Origin of the sequence: Alexandriicola marinus (assembly GCF_004000435.1) — a bacterium.
GTDB lineage: Bacteria > Pseudomonadota > Alphaproteobacteria > Rhodobacterales > Rhodobacteraceae > Alexandriicola > Alexandriicola marinus.
On the sequence record NZ_RBVZ01000002.1, the window covers coordinates 793,386 to 809,825 of the forward strand.

General features: G+C 62.6%; 13 protein-coding genes. 1 reads left to right on the forward strand and 12 read right to left on the reverse strand.

All coding sequences use genetic code 11. From position 1 onward, the window contains the following. Positions 1-16: 16 nt before the first annotated feature. Genes rnr through dapE form a run of 3 tightly spaced genes read right to left on the reverse strand, consistent with a single transcriptional unit; the run spans position 17 to position 3,891 of the window. Entirely contained in the window at positions 17-2,272 is a 2,256-nt protein-coding gene (gene rnr, locus EP376_RS10280; RefSeq protein ID WP_127655445.1) for a ribonuclease R, read from the reverse strand. Positions 2,273-2,326: 54 nt separating this feature from the next. After that, a complete protein-coding gene (locus EP376_RS10285; RefSeq protein ID WP_127655446.1) occupies positions 2,327-2,749 on the reverse strand; it encodes a GNAT family N-acetyltransferase in 423 nt (140 codons plus the stop codon). Beyond that, positions 2,746-3,891 carry a succinyl-diaminopimelate desuccinylase gene (dapE, locus tag EP376_RS10290; RefSeq protein WP_127655447.1) on the reverse strand — a complete coding sequence of 382 codons (1,146 nt, stop codon included), beginning with the start codon at positions 3,889-3,891 and terminating at the stop codon, positions 2,746-2,748. Before dapE ends, EP376_RS10285 begins: the two co-directional genes overlap by 4 nt. 264 nt (positions 3,892-4,155) lie before the next feature. Between dapE and EP376_RS10295 the strand changes: the two genes are divergently transcribed. Further along, complete coding sequence (locus tag EP376_RS10295) at positions 4,156-5,298, forward strand: Hint domain-containing protein (RefSeq protein ID WP_127655448.1); 1,143 nt, start codon at positions 4,156-4,158, stop codon at positions 5,296-5,298. Here EP376_RS10295 and EP376_RS10300 read toward each other — a convergent pair whose 3' ends face one another. From EP376_RS10300 to gltB, 9 genes are all read right to left on the reverse strand, one after another. Further along, complete coding sequence (locus EP376_RS10300) at positions 5,299-5,646, reverse strand: hypothetical protein (protein ID WP_127655449.1); 348 nt, start codon at positions 5,644-5,646, stop codon at positions 5,299-5,301. Positions 5,647-5,686: 40 nt separating this feature from the next. Then, positions 5,687-6,607: a DMT family transporter gene (locus tag EP376_RS10305; protein WP_127655450.1), complete on the reverse strand. Its 921-nt coding sequence runs from the start codon at positions 6,605-6,607 to the stop codon at positions 5,687-5,689. 61 nt (positions 6,608-6,668) lie between these two features. Then, on the reverse strand, positions 6,669-6,857 hold the full coding sequence (locus EP376_RS10310; RefSeq protein WP_127655451.1) for a hypothetical protein: 189 nt from the start codon (positions 6,855-6,857) through the stop codon (positions 6,669-6,671). A gap of 58 nt (positions 6,858-6,915) precedes the next feature. Further along, on the reverse strand, positions 6,916-8,100 hold the full coding sequence (locus EP376_RS10315) for a PQQ-dependent sugar dehydrogenase (protein WP_127655452.1): 1,185 nt from the start codon (positions 8,098-8,100) through the stop codon (positions 6,916-6,918). A gap of 26 nt (positions 8,101-8,126) precedes the next feature. Then, positions 8,127-9,179, reverse strand: coding sequence for a tRNA epoxyqueuosine(34) reductase QueG (gene queG / locus EP376_RS10320; protein WP_127655453.1), 1,053 nt, complete (start codon positions 9,177-9,179; stop codon positions 8,127-8,129). 66 nt (positions 9,180-9,245) lie between these two features. Next, positions 9,246-9,929 (reverse strand): FtsZ-binding protein FzlA, encoded by a 684-nt coding sequence (fzlA, locus tag EP376_RS10325; protein WP_127655454.1) that lies wholly within the window; start codon positions 9,927-9,929, stop codon positions 9,246-9,248. Positions 9,930-9,960: 31 nt separating this feature from the next. Next, positions 9,961-10,719 carry a monofunctional biosynthetic peptidoglycan transglycosylase gene (mtgA, locus tag EP376_RS10330; protein WP_127655455.1) on the reverse strand — a complete coding sequence of 253 codons (759 nt, stop codon included), beginning with the start codon at positions 10,717-10,719 and terminating at the stop codon, positions 9,961-9,963. A 96-nt stretch (positions 10,720-10,815) separates the two neighbouring features. Beyond that, entirely contained in the window at positions 10,816-11,748 is a 933-nt protein-coding gene (locus EP376_RS10335) for a Hint domain-containing protein (protein WP_127655456.1), read from the reverse strand. Positions 11,749-11,893: 145 nt separating this feature from the next. Continuing rightward, entirely contained in the window at positions 11,894-16,435 is a 4,542-nt protein-coding gene (gltB, locus tag EP376_RS10340) for a glutamate synthase large subunit (protein WP_127655457.1), read from the reverse strand. Positions 16,436-16,440: the final 5 nt, after the last annotated feature.

Here is a 16,440-nt window from a genome sequence, read left to right on the forward strand (position 1 = left end):
TTGTTGCCAATCGGGGCTATTTCCGGCGGCGGCGGACCTTCCGGGCCTTCTGTGCGGCCTTCTTGGCGGCGCCGGCCTTGCGTCGTGGCGGCTTGCCCCGGCTGCGTTGAGGACCCTTGGGCAATGCCTCGTCCTCGATGGCCACAAGCTCGGCCACGATCCCGCCTGTGACGGGCACGACCTCGCTCAGTTTCACGGTCACGCGCTGCCCGATCGAGATCTCCCGCCCCGTGTCGCTTCCCATGAGGGTCTGGGCGTCACGGTCATAGTGGAAATATTCCGCCCCCAGAGTGCGGATCGGGATCAACGCATCAGCGCCTGATCCATCGAGGGAAACGAAGACGCCGAATTTGGCGATTCCACTGATCCGGCCAGTGATTTCTTCGCCCACCCGTTCATTCAGGAAAGCGGCAAGGTAGCGGTCATTCGTATCGCGCTCGGCCATCATCGACCGTCGTTCGGTGTCGCTGATCTGTTGAGCCGTCTTGTCGAGGTTGTCGATATCTTCGCGGCTTAGCCCGTCATCGCCCCAGCCATGGGCCGAGATCAGTGACCGGTGGACGATCAGATCGGAATAGCGCCGGATCGGTGAGGTGAAATGGGCGTACTTCTTCAGCGCGAGCCCAAAATGGCCGAAATTCTGCGGGCTGTAATAGGCCTGTGTCATCGACCGCAGGGTGGCGAGGCTGATCAGCTCTCCCTGTTCGGTGTCATGGGCCTGTTCCAGCAGGCGGTTGAGGTGCTGCGTCTGAAGGACCTGCCCCTTGGCCAGCGTCAGACCCGACGCCTTGGCCACCTCGCGCAAAGTATCCAGTTTTTCGGGGCTGGGTTCTTCGTGGACCCGGAACAGAAGAGGGCTGCGCTTGGCGATCAGGGTTTCGGCGGCGGCGACATTGGCCAGAACCATGAATTCCTCGATCAGGCGGTGGGCATCCAGCCGTTCCTTCTGATCGACGGAGACGACCTTGCCATCATCCGAGATCACGATCTGGCGTTCGGGCAGGTCCAGTTCCAGCGGCTGCCGCGCCGCACGAGCCCTTCGAAGGGCGGCATAGGCACCGTAGAGCGGCCTGAGAACCGGCTCGAGAAGGTCTTCGGTCCGCTCGCTCGGTTCGCCATCGATTGCCGATTGAACCTCGACATAGTTCAGCGAAGCGACAGACGACATCAGCCCCCGGACAAACCTGTGCGACAGCTTGTTGCCCGAGGAATCGATCTTCATTTCGACCGCGATACAGGCGCGCGGCACATTTTCGTGGAGCGAACACAGATCCCCTGACAGCCGGTCGGGCAGCATCGGCACGACACGGTCGGGGAAATAGGTCGAGTTGCCCCGCTTGCGCGCCTCGCGATCGAGCGCAGATCCAGGGCGCACGTAGTGGGCCACATCCGCAATGGCGACCCACAGGACAAAGCCGCCTTCGTTCCGCGGATCGTCATCGGGGATCGCCAGAACCGCATCGTCCCGATCCCGCGCATCGGCGGGGTCGATCGTCAGGAGCGGGATTTCACGCAAATCCTCGCGCCCGGACAGGCCCGCGGGTTTCGCGCTGTCGGCCTCGGCGACCGCCTCGTCGGGGAAATGGTCGGGGATGCCATGCTGATGGATCGCGATCAGGCTCACGGCCTTGGGCGCGGTCGGATCGCCCAGCCGGGCGACGACGCGGGCCTTGGGCAGGCCCAGACGCCCCTTTGGCCCGGCCTGCTCGGCCTCGACCAATTCGCCGTCCTTGGCGTTCATCGTCTTGTCGGAGGCCACGAGCCATTCCTTCGTGGACCCTTTGTCGACGGGCAGGAGCCGGCCACCTTCGGACGATTTGCGGAAGACCCCAAGAATCCGAAGTGGATTTGTCCCGATCCGGCGGATCAGACGCCCGGTATAGGTGTGATCGTCGCCGGGTTCCGCCTCGGTCAGGCGCGCAAGAATCCGGTCGCCGCCGCCAAGGGCGGGATCGGACTCCCTCGGCAAGAGCAGGATCACGGGCTCCGGCCCTTCGCCATGCCATTCAAGTGGCTTTGCAAAAAGATCGCCGTTGCCGTCGGGCTCCCGCACCTGCAGGACCGTCACGGGGGGCAGCCTTTCGGGATCGCGATAGCTTTTCTGCCGCTTCTGCAGAAGCCCTTCGTCCTCCAGCTCGCGCAAGAGCCGCTTGAGGTCGATCCGCGCGGCGCCCTTTACGCCAAAGGCCTTGGCGATGTCGCGCTTCGAGGTCAGGGTCGGATTATCGGCGATCCATTCCAGGACAGCCTCTCGCGTGGGGATACCGGTCATGATCCTCGCCTAGCACGGGGCGCAAGGCACGTCACCGGACAATCGATCCCGAGGTCACAGGGCGCGGGTCATGTCCCGATGGGGAATGCCGGCGTCGTCATAGACCGGCCCCTCAGCCGTAAAGCCCAGCGCCTCGTAGAACCCGATCGCATGGGTCTGGGCGCCCAGCTTGGCCATTGTAACGCCGGGGCGTTTGGCCGCCGCTGCGCAACAGGCCTCGACCAGAGCAGAGCCATGGCCATTGCCGCGGTAATGCTTCAGCACGCAGACCCGGCCGATCTTGGCTACGTCGTTCGAGACCAGAATGCGCGCCGTTCCGATGGGTTCGCCCTGATGATGGACCAGAAGGTGAACGGCCTCGTCGTCGCGGCCGTCACGTTCATCCGCAAGGCTCACGCCCTGTTCCTCGATGAAGACGACCCGCCGCAATTCAAAGCAGGCGTCCAGATCCCGGGTCTCTGCAATCGAGATACTCATGCAAAGTAGTCCGCGAGGATCCGGGAATAGACGGATTTGAGCGTTCGGATATGCTCCACCTCGACGCATTCATCGACCTTGTGCATCGTCTGACCGACAAGCCCGAATTCCACAACAGGGCAATGGTTCTTGACGAACCGCGCATCCGACGTGCCGCCCGTGGTCGACAGTTCCGGCCTGCGGCCCGTCACCGCCTCGACCGAAGACGCCACAAGATCGGACAGCTCTCCCGGCGGAGTAATAAAGCTTTCGCCCGAGATCTTGACCTTCATGTCGACGCTCACGCCGAATTCATGGGCAACGCGGTCGGCCTCGGATTGCATCCATTCCGTCAGGGTCGCGCCCGAATGCAGATCGTTGAACCGCAGGTTGACCGTCGACCGGCATTCCGCCGGGATCACGTTGTTCGCCGGGTTTCCCGTGTCAATTGTCACGACGGCGAGGGTCGAGGGATCGAAATGATCGGTCCCGGTATCAAGCTCGTGGCTCGACAACCTGTCCATCAGTCGCGCCATCGCAGGAAGCGGATTGCGGGCCCGGTCGAGATAGGCGGAATGCCCCTGCACACCAGTCACGGTAAACCACGCCGTCATCGAACCGCGTCTGCCGATCTTCATCATCTCGCCCATCGTCGTGGGGCAGGTCGGCTCGCCGACAAGGCAATGGCTCATCGCCTCGCCATTCTCGGCCATCCAGTCAAGCAGCGCCGTGGTGCCGTCGACCGCGTCGCCCTCTTCATCGCCGGTGATCGCCAGAATGACTGCGCCGTCCGGCGGCGTCTGGGACACGAAATCGATGGCGGCCGCGGCAAAGGCGGCGACACCGGATTTCATGTCGGCCGCGCCACGACCATAGATCGTGCCATCGCGCAGCTCCGCCCCGAAAGGATCGACGGACCAGTCGTCACGATTTCCGATCGGCACGACATCGGTATGCCCGTTAAAGCCGAATGTGCGCGCCTCTCCCTTGCCGCCCCAGCGGGCGAACAGGTTCGATACGTCACCGCGATCGACGCGGGTGCAGTCGAAACCGTGGGTATCAAGCAAGGCTTCAAGCAGGTCGAGCGCGCCACCCTCTTCGGGCGTGACCGAGGGGCATCTGACAAGCTCGCGTGTCAGTTCGACAGGATCTATCTGGTCCATCTGATGGCTCCTGGGTTGGTATGGGTCTGACTACCGGCACCCGCTAGGGCGAACAATCCCGAAATGACTGTGGCCACCATGCGACAATCCCACATCTAGTGGTGCGCCGTCAGCGTTTGGCAACATGACGGATCGCCAAGCCGCCCTAATGTGCAATCTGGGGCTTGGGTTCGCCCGGCCGGTAAGGCCGGTATCGCATGGGTGACTCTTCTCTTCTTCAGCCATCACGTTTCAGATGGCATTCCAAGCGGAGTGGTTCAAGGCATGGACGCCGGAGCATTGTTTTGCCGCTGGATCGGCTTGCGGGACGCGAGTGCCAGCAGTTTCGCGCCGGCGGGCCTTGGTCGGCCGCACCCATCCTCCACATCGACCACGCCCCCGCTTGCCGAAAGCGCGACACCGGCGCGCGGAACGATCCGCATCGAACGGCTCGCCGATCCCGCGAACTCGCCTGAAAACGTGCTTCGGATGTCGATGCGCGATCCCGACCCGCTGCTGTTCACGATCAGGATCGATCCCGACGGGACGGTCGCCCTTCTGATGCGCCGGGGCCAGACGGACCTTCTGGTCACCCTCGACCTTCCTGCCTGTCCAGCGGGATCGCGGATGACGATCCAGTATGGCTGGGATCTCGATGCGCGGCTTGGATACTTCTGGGCAGAGGTGCCCTCCATCGGGGCCTACTGCATCCGGCCGATCCCCTCGTCGCTTGGTCTGTCGATGGCGGAACTGCGCAGGCTGGTTGACGATCCGCAAGCCTGCCAGATCTCCGACGAAGTGATCTATGTGGCCGCTGCCGAGGGGCTTGCCCCGGCCGGTCCGTTGCCCGGGCTTGATGGCGCGGGACTGGTCGAAACGAAGGACGGCCAGCTAAAACCGTTGGCAAGCATCGCACGCGGCGACGAGGTCAAGGCAGCCGACGGCGCGCCGGCACAGGTCAGGTGGGTGGGGTCGAGCGAGATGCCCGCCGGCGGCCGGATGGAACCGTTCCGCGTCAACACGCCCTATCACGGCGCAAGAACTCCGCTGGTTCTGGCAGGGACGGCGCGGCTGAGGCTCGGCGGTATCGCGGTGGAGTATCTGTTTGGCGAAACCGAGGTCGCCGTTCAGGTCCGCCATCTTAGAGACAACGTGGCCATCGTCCCGGCCCGCCATGCGCATGAGCTTCTGTCGGATCCGCTGATCAGGTATTATCAGCTGGTCCTCGACCGGCCCGTCCCGATCAGGCTGTCCGGCGTCGTGGTCGAGACGCTGGATTGCAGCCAGCTCAGAGGCAATCCGAACCTGCATTTCCGATCAGTCCTGACAGCACTGCCGCCCGAGATCCTCTCACCGGAAATAGCCACGCAATGCAAACTGCTGCGGGTCTACGAGGCACAAAGCCTGCGTCAGATGCAGGCCGCCTGATCAGCCCTTGTCGTCATCTTCGAAGAATGGCGTCATCTGCGCGACGATCACGCTGTTTTCATCGAGCGCGCGATCCATCAGGGCGCGTTCCTCATCGCTGATGTCGTGACCTTCGGCCAGACGTTCCTCCAGCGTGCCATAACCGCTGACATCAAGGGGGTTCAGATCGGCCTGTTTCAGGATCGCGACGGTCTCCCGCACGGCCTCGGCCTCATCGACGCCAGAGGCAAAGCACATCAACGCGCCGCCTGTCGCGCCTTCGGGCAGACCGTCGCCGGCCTTCCTGCCGACCTCGACCAGAAGGGTGAAGACCTGTTGCTTGCGACGAAGAGATTTATCCTGAGCCATGGGATCGGGCTATATCGAGCAGATCATCTGCGCAAGCCGCTCATCCGTTGGAGGGCGGCATCGCCTTGCGTTGCCGCGCGCGTTCGAGGCCCAGATGACGTTCGCGCAGGATGATCGACACGCCGGCCACGATGATGATCGCGGCGCCGATGATCATGGTCAGCGTCGGCACCTCGTCAAAGACGAGGTAGCCCACACCCAGGGCGAGCAGCATCGAGGTATATTCGAACGGCGCAATCAGCGATGCATCCGCATGCCGGTAGCTGGTTGTCAGCAGGATCTGACCAATACCCCCCAGAACACCGGCCAGAATCAGAAGGCCCGCCTCGCGTGGCGAGGGCCAGACCCAACCCCAGAAAATAGTCAGAAGCGACATGCAGGTTGCCGTGACAGAGAACCAGAAGACGATCGCGGCCGTCCCCTCGGTCCGCACCAACTTGCGGACGAAGACCTGCGCAAGGGCCGCAAAGATCGCCGAACCAAGAACGACAACAGCGCCCAGCGTCTCGGCCGTGTTCAGATCGGCACCGACCGACAGACGCGGTGACAGCACGATCATCACGCCGATCATACCGAGTGCGACCGCCGACAGCCGGAAAAGGCGCACGTTTTCATTGAGGAACATCGCCGCGAACACGACGACAAGCAAAGGCGCCGCATAGCCGATCGCGGTGACTTCGGGCAGGGGCAGCAGTCCAAGGCCCGCAAATCCAAGGCCCATTGACGTAGTCCCGATCAGACCACGCCAGAGATGGCCCATAGGATTATCGGTCTTGAGACCGGAGCCGAGCTCGCGGCGCGCGGCCAGCCAGACAAGGATGACGGGGATCGCGAATAATGACCGGAAGAAGACCGCCTGCCCCGGTGGAACATGCTCTGACGTCGCCTTGATAAGAGAGACCATGGCGACGAAGATGCAAACGGATACGATTTTGAAAGCGATACCGCGGAGGGGCTGCATGGACATTCCTTTCCATGCAGCAATATCAATCCCAGCCGCGGGGAAAAGTCCCTATCGCCGGTCAGTCCTGAGTCTGACGATCGATCCGCAGAAACTGGCCGAGGCGTCCGTCGCTGCTGCGTTCGGTCGCCCGGGCATGGGCCTTGCGGACCGCCGGATGAAGCCTCTTGGACTTGTCGAGCCTGAGGAATGCGGCCCGCATCTCCTTGGTGACGGGGTCTCCGGATTTGTCGATAAGATGACGTGTCATGTCGTCTCCTCCTTTTGTCAGGGGACTTACCCTAACATGGAAACCCCGAACGCCAAAATCAACGGGCGGTCATGCGCACGATCTCGCCAAAGGGTTCGGGGGCATCGATCAGCAGCAGAAGTGATCCGTCGGCCAGTTCCTCGACATCCCGGACGCGCCCCAGTTCGGGCACAAGCCGTTCCTCCCCGGCGACACGGTCCCCGTTGAGTTCCAGCCGCACCAGCCCACCGGGATTGAGCGATCCGATCAAAAGATCGCCCGCCCAGTCGTCGAACCCGTTGCCGCTGTGAAAGATCATGCCACCTGGGGCGATCACCGGATCCCAGTAATAGACCGGTTCTTCGAAGCCGGGCGCACGCGCCTGACCGGAGCCGACATCGCTGCCGCGATATTCGATGCCATAGCTGACGACGGGCCAGCCATAATTGCCGCCGGGCTCTGGCCGGTTCAGCTCATCACCGCCCCGCGGCCCGTGCTCGACCGTCCAAAGGGCACCGTCGACGGGATGCACCGCGGCGCCTTGCATATTGCGGTGACCAAGCGACCAGATCGTATCGATCCCGTCGCGGCCGATGTAGGGATTGCCGGGTGCAGGGTCGCCGTCGCGGGTCACGCGGACAACCTTGCCATAGGTCGTATCGATCTCTTGCGCCCGGTCGCGTTCGTCGGCGGCGGAATGTTCGCCGGTGGTAATCCAGACCGTCCCGTCAGCCTGCGGCAGAATCCGGGAGCCGTAGTGCATCGGGTGCCGTGACGGCGGCTCCTGCACGAAGATGTCCTGCACCTCGGTCATCCGGGTGAAATCCCCGGAAATGACCCCACGGGTCGCGGCCGTGACCGTCCCGCCCGGAACCCGTTTCGCATAGGTCCAGAAAACGGTGCGATCCTCGGCGAAATCGGGGCTGACCGCCACATCGAGTAATCCGCCCTGCCGCCTGTCATCGACCTCGGGCAAGCCCTCGACCGGGATCGACATGCGACCGTCGGGCGTGATGACCCGCATCCGGCCCGGCCGTTCGGTAACCAGCCAGCCACCACCGGGCAGGGTCGCGATCCCCCAGGGATGCGACAGGCCATCGACGAATACCTCGGTCGCGACGGCAGTGGTCGGCAGAGCGGGGGCACGGGTCTGGTTTTCGAAGGCTGGAGCGAAATCCGCATTGGCCTCGCCTTGTGCAACTTCCTGGGCGGTCACGCCAAGAGGGGTGAACAACATCGCAGCAATAACAAGTTTCTGTCTCATGGGGCCTCCTTCGTTCACCCAAAGACCTAGCCCATCCCGGCGCCCGAGCCAGTTGACAGGCGTGCAACCGCCCATGTCGCGGCGTCTGCCACGGCAGGATCGGGATCGTCCAGAAGACGCTGCGCCGCACCGGTCAAAGCCAGATCAGCCGAATTGCCGATGGCGTAGAGAACATTGCGCACGAACCGGTCGCGTCCGATCCTCTTGATGGGACTGCCGGAAAACCGCGCGCGGAAAGCGGCATCGTCAAGGCCGGCAAGGTCTGCAAGCCGGGGCGCCTCCTCGGCATTGAGGTAGCGCATCTCGTGGGCGGCAACGGCGAACTTGTTCCATGGGCAAACGGCAAGGCAATCGTCGCAGCCATAGATCCGGTTCCCGAGGCCGGGGCGAAGCGCCTCGTCCACCGGGCCCTTGTGCTCGATCGTGAGGTAGGAAATGCAGCGCCGCGCATCGAGCTGGAACGGCGCGGGAAAGGCGTCGGTCGGACAGACATCAAGGCAGGCCCGGCATGAACCGCAATGCTCGACCTCGGGTGGGTCGGGTTCGATTTCGACGGTGGTATAGATCGCCCCGAGGAACACCCAGTTGCCTAGATTGCGGCCCAGAAGGTTGGTGTGCTTGCCCTGCCAGCCAAGACCGGCAGCCTGCGCAAGCGGCTTTTCCATCACCGGTGCGGTATCCACGAAGACCTTGATTTCGGCATCGGGCACCTGCGCGATGAGCCATCGGCCGACACGTTTGAGGCGCTTCTTCACTATGTCATGATAATCGCGGCCCTGTGCATAGACACTGATTGCCGCCCGGTCCTTGTGTTCGAGAACCTCCAGCGGATCGTGCTGGGGCGTATAGGCCTCGGCCAGCATGATGACCGACCGCGCCTCGGGCCACAGCGCGGCCGGGTCGCCGCGCCAGTGCATCCGCTCGGCCATCCATCCCATCTGCCCGTGCCGTCCGTCCGCGACGAATTCTGCCAGCCGACCGGCCGCGTCGGGGATCGCATCGGGGCGGCAGACACCCATATCGACGAAACCGGCATCCAATGCTTCGGCGCGGAGGGCTTCTTTGAGCCCGTCCGTCATCTGTCCTGCGCAAGTCTGGGCACGTGGATGTCAGCCGCGGACAACGTGCCGTCCGGCACCTGCCGCTCAGAAATCGAGGTCGGCATAATGCGCGGGTGGCAGGAAGCCGGGGATCTGATCGGCAAGGATGGACCGGAAGGCCGGACGCGACTTGATCTTGGCATACCAGTCCTTCACCGCGTCCGACCGGTTCCAGTCGACATCCGAGATGTAGTCGAGGCAGCTGAGATGCGCGGCGGCCGCGAAATCCGCCAGCGTCATCGTATCGCCGGCAAGCCAGCGCCGCTGATCCAGAAGCCAGGCCATGTAGTCGATGTGATACTTGATCGCGCGGGCACCGGACTTGACGTTGGCGCTGTCGGGATAGCCGGTGCCCATGACCTTGCGAAACACCCGTTCGCCCATGAGTTTGGACGTCACTTCGGAATGGAACTTGTCATCGAACCACGACACAAGGCGGCGCGCCTCGTAGCGGGTCTCGGCATCGCGCGGCAGCAGCGGGGGATCGGGATAGGTATCTTCGAGATATTCGCAGATCGCGCTGCTTTCGGAATAGGTCCGGCTTCCGATTCGCAGGACAGGGACCTTGCCCGCAGGGTTGCGACGCAGAAAATCGGGATCCTTTTCCCAATACTTCTCTTCGATCAGCTGAACCTCGATCTTCTTTTCGGCAAGGCTCAGGCGAACCTTTCGGCTGAACGGCGAAAGAGGAAAATGATAGAGGGCGTTGGTCGAGCGTTCCGGTTGCATGGCTGATCAATGCCACCGCGGCGGGACGTATTCAATCCCGATCACCACTGAAACAGGCCGCCCGCCCATCCGCGAGGATCGTTGCCGCCCCATCCGCGATGCTGGCGGCCCTGCTGCGCACGAAAGATGACGGGTTCGACGCCGACCGGTTCTTGGGATTGGGGAGCACCGCGGCAAGGCGGGCTGCCTGAACCGCGCTCAGGTCGGCGGCATCAACGCCGAAATAGTGTTGCGCAGCAGCCTGAACACCGAACACGCCCTCGTCGAATTCGGCGACGTTCAGATAGACCTCGAGGATGCGCCGCTTGGACCAGACCGCCTCGACCACCGGCGTCAGAAGGGCCTCGACGGCTTTGCGCACATAGGACCGGCCATGCCAGAGATAGACGTTCTTCACCGTCTGCTGGCTGATGGTCGAGGCCCCCCTGACGGCGCCGTCTTCCATCGCCTGCCGGATCGCATCGAGATCAAGACCCCAGTGTTCGCAGAAGTTGGCATCTTCGGCGGCCACTGCCGACCGGGCCATCACGGGTGCGATTTCGTCAAGATCGACCCATTCGGACCGGATCTCATCCAGCCTTTGCCGTTCCTGATACATGTAGGGCGTGATGGGCGGGTCGATCGCCGCGATGGCAATGACGGCCAGAAGGACGACCGCGATCGCCCCGAAGAACAGGCGCATGATCCAGCGAAACAGCCAGCGGAACGGCCGGAACCGGCGACGCGGCGCTGGCCTTGCGTCGTCAGACCCCTTGTTCCTTGCCTGCCTTGTCTTTGCTTTCTTGGCCATGGCGCCATAAGCCTTTCACGTAGATCAAACGTCAAGTCCGGTATTCGCCGGCATCGGGCAATTTGCCGAGCCGACGGCAGGTGCCTGTCCGGTGATCTAGGCCGCCATCAGGACCGGCGCGCCAAGAACAGACGCTTCGCTCCCCTTGAGAACAACGCGCGCAGTGCGCGGCACGGCCGTCTCGGGCTTGGCTCTCAGTTCGGGGAAAAGCTCGAATATCTCGTTACGCATGACGTCATCGGTGCCCATGATATAGGCACCGGGGTGAAAGCTTTCCGACAGGATACCTTCGGATTCGACGATCTCGTGACCGTCGAACAGGATGTGGTGGTATTCGACCTGCCGCATCGGCGTGACCCGGATCGACGTGCCGTTGACAAGATGCTTGGCAGCCACGAGAACCTCCTCCTCGCCGAACCACAACTCTGCTCGCCAGCCCGTGACAAGCATCCGGTGCTGCGGTGATACAAGCAGGGGCCGCGGGTTGCCGAATGCACCCGCATCGAACCGGATGGGGGCGAAGTCTCCGATTCCGGCAATCCGTCTCTTGCCGCGCCATCTGATCGGGATCGGACCATGATCCTTTGTCCAGACGTCATCGCCAACCACGAGGTCCTCGATCGGCAAAAGCCCGCGCGCGGTTCGTATGAAGGTGCCCGCGACGAAGCAGGGGGGCCCAAGGTCGCCGACATCATGTTCGGTGCTGACGGTCACAAAGGTTGAAGAGACGAAGGTCGAATCCTGCAGGATCGTGCCGTCATTGGGCGTAAAGACCGCCCGGCCATCCGCAGTATAATAGGTGATCCCTGTAATCGTATCCGAGGTCCCGTCGGAATAGACGACGGTGATCTGGTCGTTGACCCAGACAGATGTGATCTCGGAGCCGTCGAATTCGTCTCCGACATTCGGCTCGATCAGATCGTTGTCGTCGGCATCTTCGAAATCAAACGTCTCGACTGTCAGCGGGGTCCCGACGGGCGGCGGATTGCCCGGATCCATGACGTAGAACTGGTCTGTATAGATCGCCATAGATCACCTCGACATTGATTACCGAGGAAACAATCGCCGCTGAAACGGGCCTCAATTGGAAACAACCAAGGTAAATTTGGGTGGATCTGCACGAAAAGGGCCCCAAGCGCATGCCGGGGCCCTTCAATTGTGTCCAAATTGAGGATTACTCCGCCGGAACCGAAGCCGACTCCTCGCTCAGGGGAACCTTGAGATGGGGCAACATCTCCTTCGGGCAGATCTGGACGAAGTGGCCCTTTTCACTGGCCCAGTGCTGAAGGATATCGGCGGCTTTCCGACTTCCCGTCTCGGCCAGATGCCTTTCGATCAGACCGCGCAACTCGGCTTCCCAGTGATCCATAGTCACCGGACAGGTCACCAGCGTTTCCATGTTCATGAGCGACGGGGCGAGCCCTTCAGGATCATAGACATAGGCCATGCCACCAGTCATGCCGGCCCCGAAATTGGCTCCGATCTCACCAAGGATGACGGCGACGCCACCGGTCATGTACTCGCAGCCGTTCGACCCGCAGCCCTCGACCACGACCTTCGCACCCGAATTGCGCACAGCGAACCGTTCGCCCGCGCGACCGGCGGCAAAGAGATATCCGTTGGTCGCACCATAAAGAACGGTGTTGCCGATGATCGTGTTCTCATGCGCCACCAGTGGCGAGGCCATGGGCGGACGCACGACAATCGTGGCGCCGGACAGACCCTTGCCGACATAGTCATTGGCATCGCCCGACACCTCGAGCTTGAGGCCCGGCGCACCGAATGCACCCAGCGATTGGCCGGCAGAACCCTTGAGTTTCACCGTCAGGTGATCGGGCTGCAACTCGTTGCGCATACCGAACCGGCTGACGATATGGCTCGAGGTGCGTGTGCCGATGGTGCGGTGGGTGTTCTGAACCGCGTATTCCAGCTGCATCTTTTCGCCTTCGGCGAGGAACCGTGCCGCATCGCGCACGATCTCCGCATCCAGCGTATCCGGCACTTCTTCGCGCGGCTTGGTGCGATCGTATCTGATCTGATGCGCACCATCGACAGTGATCAGCAGCGGGTTCAGGTCGAGATCGTCCAGATGCGCCGAGCCGCGGCTGACCTGCGTCAGCAGGTCCGCGCGACCGATCACTTCCTCGAGGCTGCGCGCCCCGATCGAGGCAAGGATCTCACGCACTTCCTGCGCATAGAAGGTGATCAGGTTCACGACCTTTTCTGCATTGCCGGTGAACTTGGCCCGAAGCCGTTCATCCTGCGTGCAGACACCAACGGGGCAGGTGTTCGACTGGCACTGACGCACCATGATGCAGCCCATCGCAATCAGGGCGGCGGTGCCGATGCCATATTCCTCGGCCCCCATCATGGCGGCCATGACGATATCGCGACCTGTCCTCAGGCCACCATCCGTCCGCAAGGTGACCCGTTCGCGCAGGTTGTTCATCGCCAGAACCTGATGCGCTTCGGTCAGGCCCATCTCCCACGGGAGGCCCGCGTACTTGATCGACGTCGCAGGCGAGGCACCCGTGCCACCATTGTGACCCGAGATCAGGATCACGTCGGCCTTGGCCTTGGCCACGCCGGCGGCAATCGTGCCGACACCCGAGGACGAGACAAGCTTGACCGTCACCTTGCAGCGCGGGTTGATCTGCTTGAGGTCGTAGATCAGCTGCGCCAGATCCTCGATCGAATAGATGTCGTGATGCGGCGGCGGCGAGATCAGGGTGACACCCTTGGTCGAATGCCGAAGCCGGGCGATCAGATCCGTGACCTTCATGCCGGGCAGCTGCCCGCCTTCGCCGGGCTTGGCGCCCTGAGCGACCTTGATCTCGAGTTCCTCACACTGGTTGAGGTATTCGGCCGTCACGCCGAACCGGCCAGAGGCCACCTGCTTGATCTTGGCAGACGGGTTGTCGCCGTTGGGTTCGGGCACGAAATGCGCCGGATCCTCGCCACCTTCGCCGCTGTCGGACTTGGCGCCGATACGGTTCATCGCGACGTTCAGCGTCTTGTGGGCCTCGGGCGACAAGGCGCCAAGGCTCATCCCCGGCGTCACGAACCGCTTGCGGATCGCGGTGATCGATTCGACCTCTTCTAGCGGGATCGCCTCTCCCAACGGCTTGATCGCCAGAAGATCCCGCAGATGGATCGGCGGGTTGTTCTGCATGGCGCGCGAATACTGCGTCCACAGCTCATACGAGGCGCGGTCGCAGGCGGCCTGCATCATGTGCATGGTCGTCGCTTCCCAGGCGTGCTTTTCGCCGGAACGGCGCGCCTTGTAGAACCCGCCGATCGGCAGGACATCGGTCGCGCTCTTCCAGCCCTTGGCGTGGATTTCCTCAAGCTTCTTCTGGATACCGGCGATCCCGATCCCGGAAATGCGGCTGTGCATCCCGGGGAAGTATTCGGCGCAAAGTGCCCGGCTCAGACCCACGGCCTCGAAGTTCAGGCCGCCCCGATAGGACGAGATGACAGAGATGCCCATCTTGGACATGATCTTGAGGAGCCCCGCATCGATCGCGGCGCGATACCGGCGCATCGCATCCGTCAGGCTGCCTTCGATCAGGCCACGGCGGATACGGTCTGCAATCGAATCCTGCGCCAGATAGGCGTTGACCGTCGTCGCGCCCGACGAGATCAGGACCGCGAAGTAATGCGGATCGATACATTCCGCCGACCGGACGTTGATCGAGGTGAAGGTCCGCAACCCCTTGCGCGTCAGCCAGCTGTGAACGGCGCTTGTCGCGAGGATCATCGGCATCGGCACCTTGTCGGCGTTCTGATGCTGGTCCGTCAGAACCAGATGACCGGCACCCGACCGCACGGCGTCCTCGGCCTCCTCGCGGACACGGGTCAGCGCGGCGCGAAGCGCGGTCCTGTCACCGCCCGCAGGGAAGGTGCAGTCGATGATCGCGACAGCATCGCCGAACTGCTCGACCATGGCGTCGAATTCGGCATTGGCCACGAACGGGCTTTCGAGAACCAGGATCTCGGCCTGGCTCGAATCTTCGTCGAGCACGTTCTTGAGGTTGCCGAACCGGGTCTTGAGGCTCATGACCCGCGCTTCCCGCAGGCTGTCGATGGGCGGGTTTGTGACCTGACTGAAGTTCTGACGGAAGAAATGGCTCAGGGGCCGATACTTTTCCGACAGGACAGCAGAAGGCGTGTCATCGCCCATCGAGGCAATGGCTTCCTTTCCGTCTTCGGCCATGGGTGCCAGGATCTGTTCCAGCTCCTCCATCGAATAGCCGGCTGCGATCTGACGCTTGCGCAGCTCTTCGCCTTCGAAGACCGAGGCTTCGGGCACATCGCTCAACACCTCGTTCAGGTCGACGACCTTTTCGATCCAATCGGCGTAGGGCTGCGCCGAGGCGAGTTTGTCCTTCATCTCGCGGTCGTGATACAGAACGCCCTCTTCCATATCGACGGCGATCATCTGGCCCGGGCCAAGTGCGCCTTTTTCCACGACCGTGCGTTCGTCCACCGGGACCATCCCGGCCTCGGACCCTGCGATCAGAAGGTTGTCGCCGGTCACCACATAGCGCATCGGCCGAAGGCCGTTCCGGTCAAGCCCGCCACAGACCCAGCGCCCGTCTGTCATCGCCAGCGCGGCAGGGCCGTCCCACGGCTCCATCACGGCGTTGCAATAGGCATACATGTCCTGCCAGGACTGAGGCAGATCCGTCGCGGTCTTGGACCACGCCTCGGGCACCATCATCGTCTTGGCCATAGGCGCGTTGCGCCCGGCCCGCACCATGACCTCGAACACCGCATCCAGTGCGGCGCTGTCGGACGAGCCCTGCGGCACGATCGGCTTGATATCCTCGGCCTGATCGCCGAACGCCGAAGAGGCCATGCGGATCTCGTGGCTGCGCATCCAGTTCAGGTTGCCCTTGAGCGTGTTGATCTCACCGTTGTGGGCCAGCATGCGGAACGGCTGGGCAAGCCACCATTGCGGGAAGGTGTTGGTCGAATAGCGCTGATGATAGATCGCAAAGGCGCTTTCGAAACGCTCGTCCTGAAGGTCGGGATAGAAATCCGCCACCTGCTCGGCCAGCATCATGCCTTTGTAGATGATCGACCGGCAGGACAGCGACGCCATGTAGAGCCCGCCGATCTGGGCCGCGGCCGCGGCCTTTTCGATGCGGCGACGGATCACGTAGAGTTCACGCTCGAACTCTTCCTGGCTCATGTCCTTTTCGCACCGGATCAGGATCTGCTCGATCTCGGGTCGGGTCGCGTTCGCCTTTTCACCGAGGACCGCGACATTCACCGGTACATGCCGCCAGCCATATATGTAATGGCCAAGGCGCAGGACCTCTGTCTCGACGATCGTGCGGCAGATTTCCTGCGCGCCGAAATCCGTGCGGGGCAGAAATACCTGACCGACCGCGATCAGCTTGTCCTTGATCGGCTCGTGACCGGTGCGCCGGATCTGGTCGTCGAAGAAAGGGATCGGAATCTCGACGTGGATCCCGGCACCATCACCCGTCTTGCCGTCTGCATCGACGGCCCCCCGGTGCCAGACGGCCTTGAGCGCCGCGATACCGTTTTCCACGACCTTGCGGGATTTCGTCCCATCGATCGAAACGACGAGGCCCACGCCGCAAGAGGCATGTTCGTCCTCTTCGCGATAGAGGCCGTTCTCGGCCATCCACTTGCGCTTGGCTTCCTCGGCAGCAACCCATGTTTCGTCATATGTGTTGGTCATTGCTT

Bases quoted from the DNA above. Each gene is read 5' to 3' on its own strand.
- EP376_RS10315 (WP_127655452.1), bottom strand. From the start codon at position 8,100: ATGAGACAGAAACTTGTTATTGCTGCGATGTTGTTCACCCCTCTTGGC.
- gltB (WP_127655457.1), bottom strand. From the start codon at position 16,435: ATGACCAACACATATGACGAAACATGGGTTGCTGCCGAGGAAGCCAAG.
- dapE (WP_127655447.1), bottom strand. From the start codon at position 3,891: ATGGACCAGATAGATCCTGTCGAACTGACACGCGAGCTTGTCAGATGC.
- queG (WP_127655453.1), bottom strand. From the start codon at position 9,179: ATGACGGACGGGCTCAAAGAAGCCCTCCGCGCCGAAGCATTGGATGCC.
- EP376_RS10310 (WP_127655451.1), bottom strand. From the start codon at position 6,857: ATGACACGTCATCTTATCGACAAATCCGGAGACCCCGTCACCAAGGAG.
- EP376_RS10305 (WP_127655450.1), bottom strand. From the start codon at position 6,607: ATGCAGCCCCTCCGCGGTATCGCTTTCAAAATCGTATCCGTTTGCATC.
- mtgA (WP_127655455.1), bottom strand. From the start codon at position 10,719: ATGGCCAAGAAAGCAAAGACAAGGCAGGCAAGGAACAAGGGGTCTGAC.
- EP376_RS10285 (WP_127655446.1), bottom strand. From the start codon at position 2,749: ATGAGTATCTCGATTGCAGAGACCCGGGATCTGGACGCCTGCTTTGAA.
- EP376_RS10335 (WP_127655456.1), bottom strand. From the start codon at position 11,748: ATGGCGATCTATACAGACCAGTTCTACGTCATGGATCCGGGCAATCCG.
- fzlA (WP_127655454.1), bottom strand. From the start codon at position 9,929: ATGCAACCGGAACGCTCGACCAACGCCCTCTATCATTTTCCTCTTTCG.
- EP376_RS10295 (WP_127655448.1), top strand. From the start codon at position 4,156: ATGGACGCCGGAGCATTGTTTTGCCGCTGGATCGGCTTGCGGGACGCG.
- EP376_RS10300 (WP_127655449.1), bottom strand. From the start codon at position 5,646: ATGGCTCAGGATAAATCTCTTCGTCGCAAGCAACAGGTCTTCACCCTT.
- rnr (WP_127655445.1), bottom strand. From the start codon at position 2,272: ATGACCGGTATCCCCACGCGAGAGGCTGTCCTGGAATGGATCGCCGAT.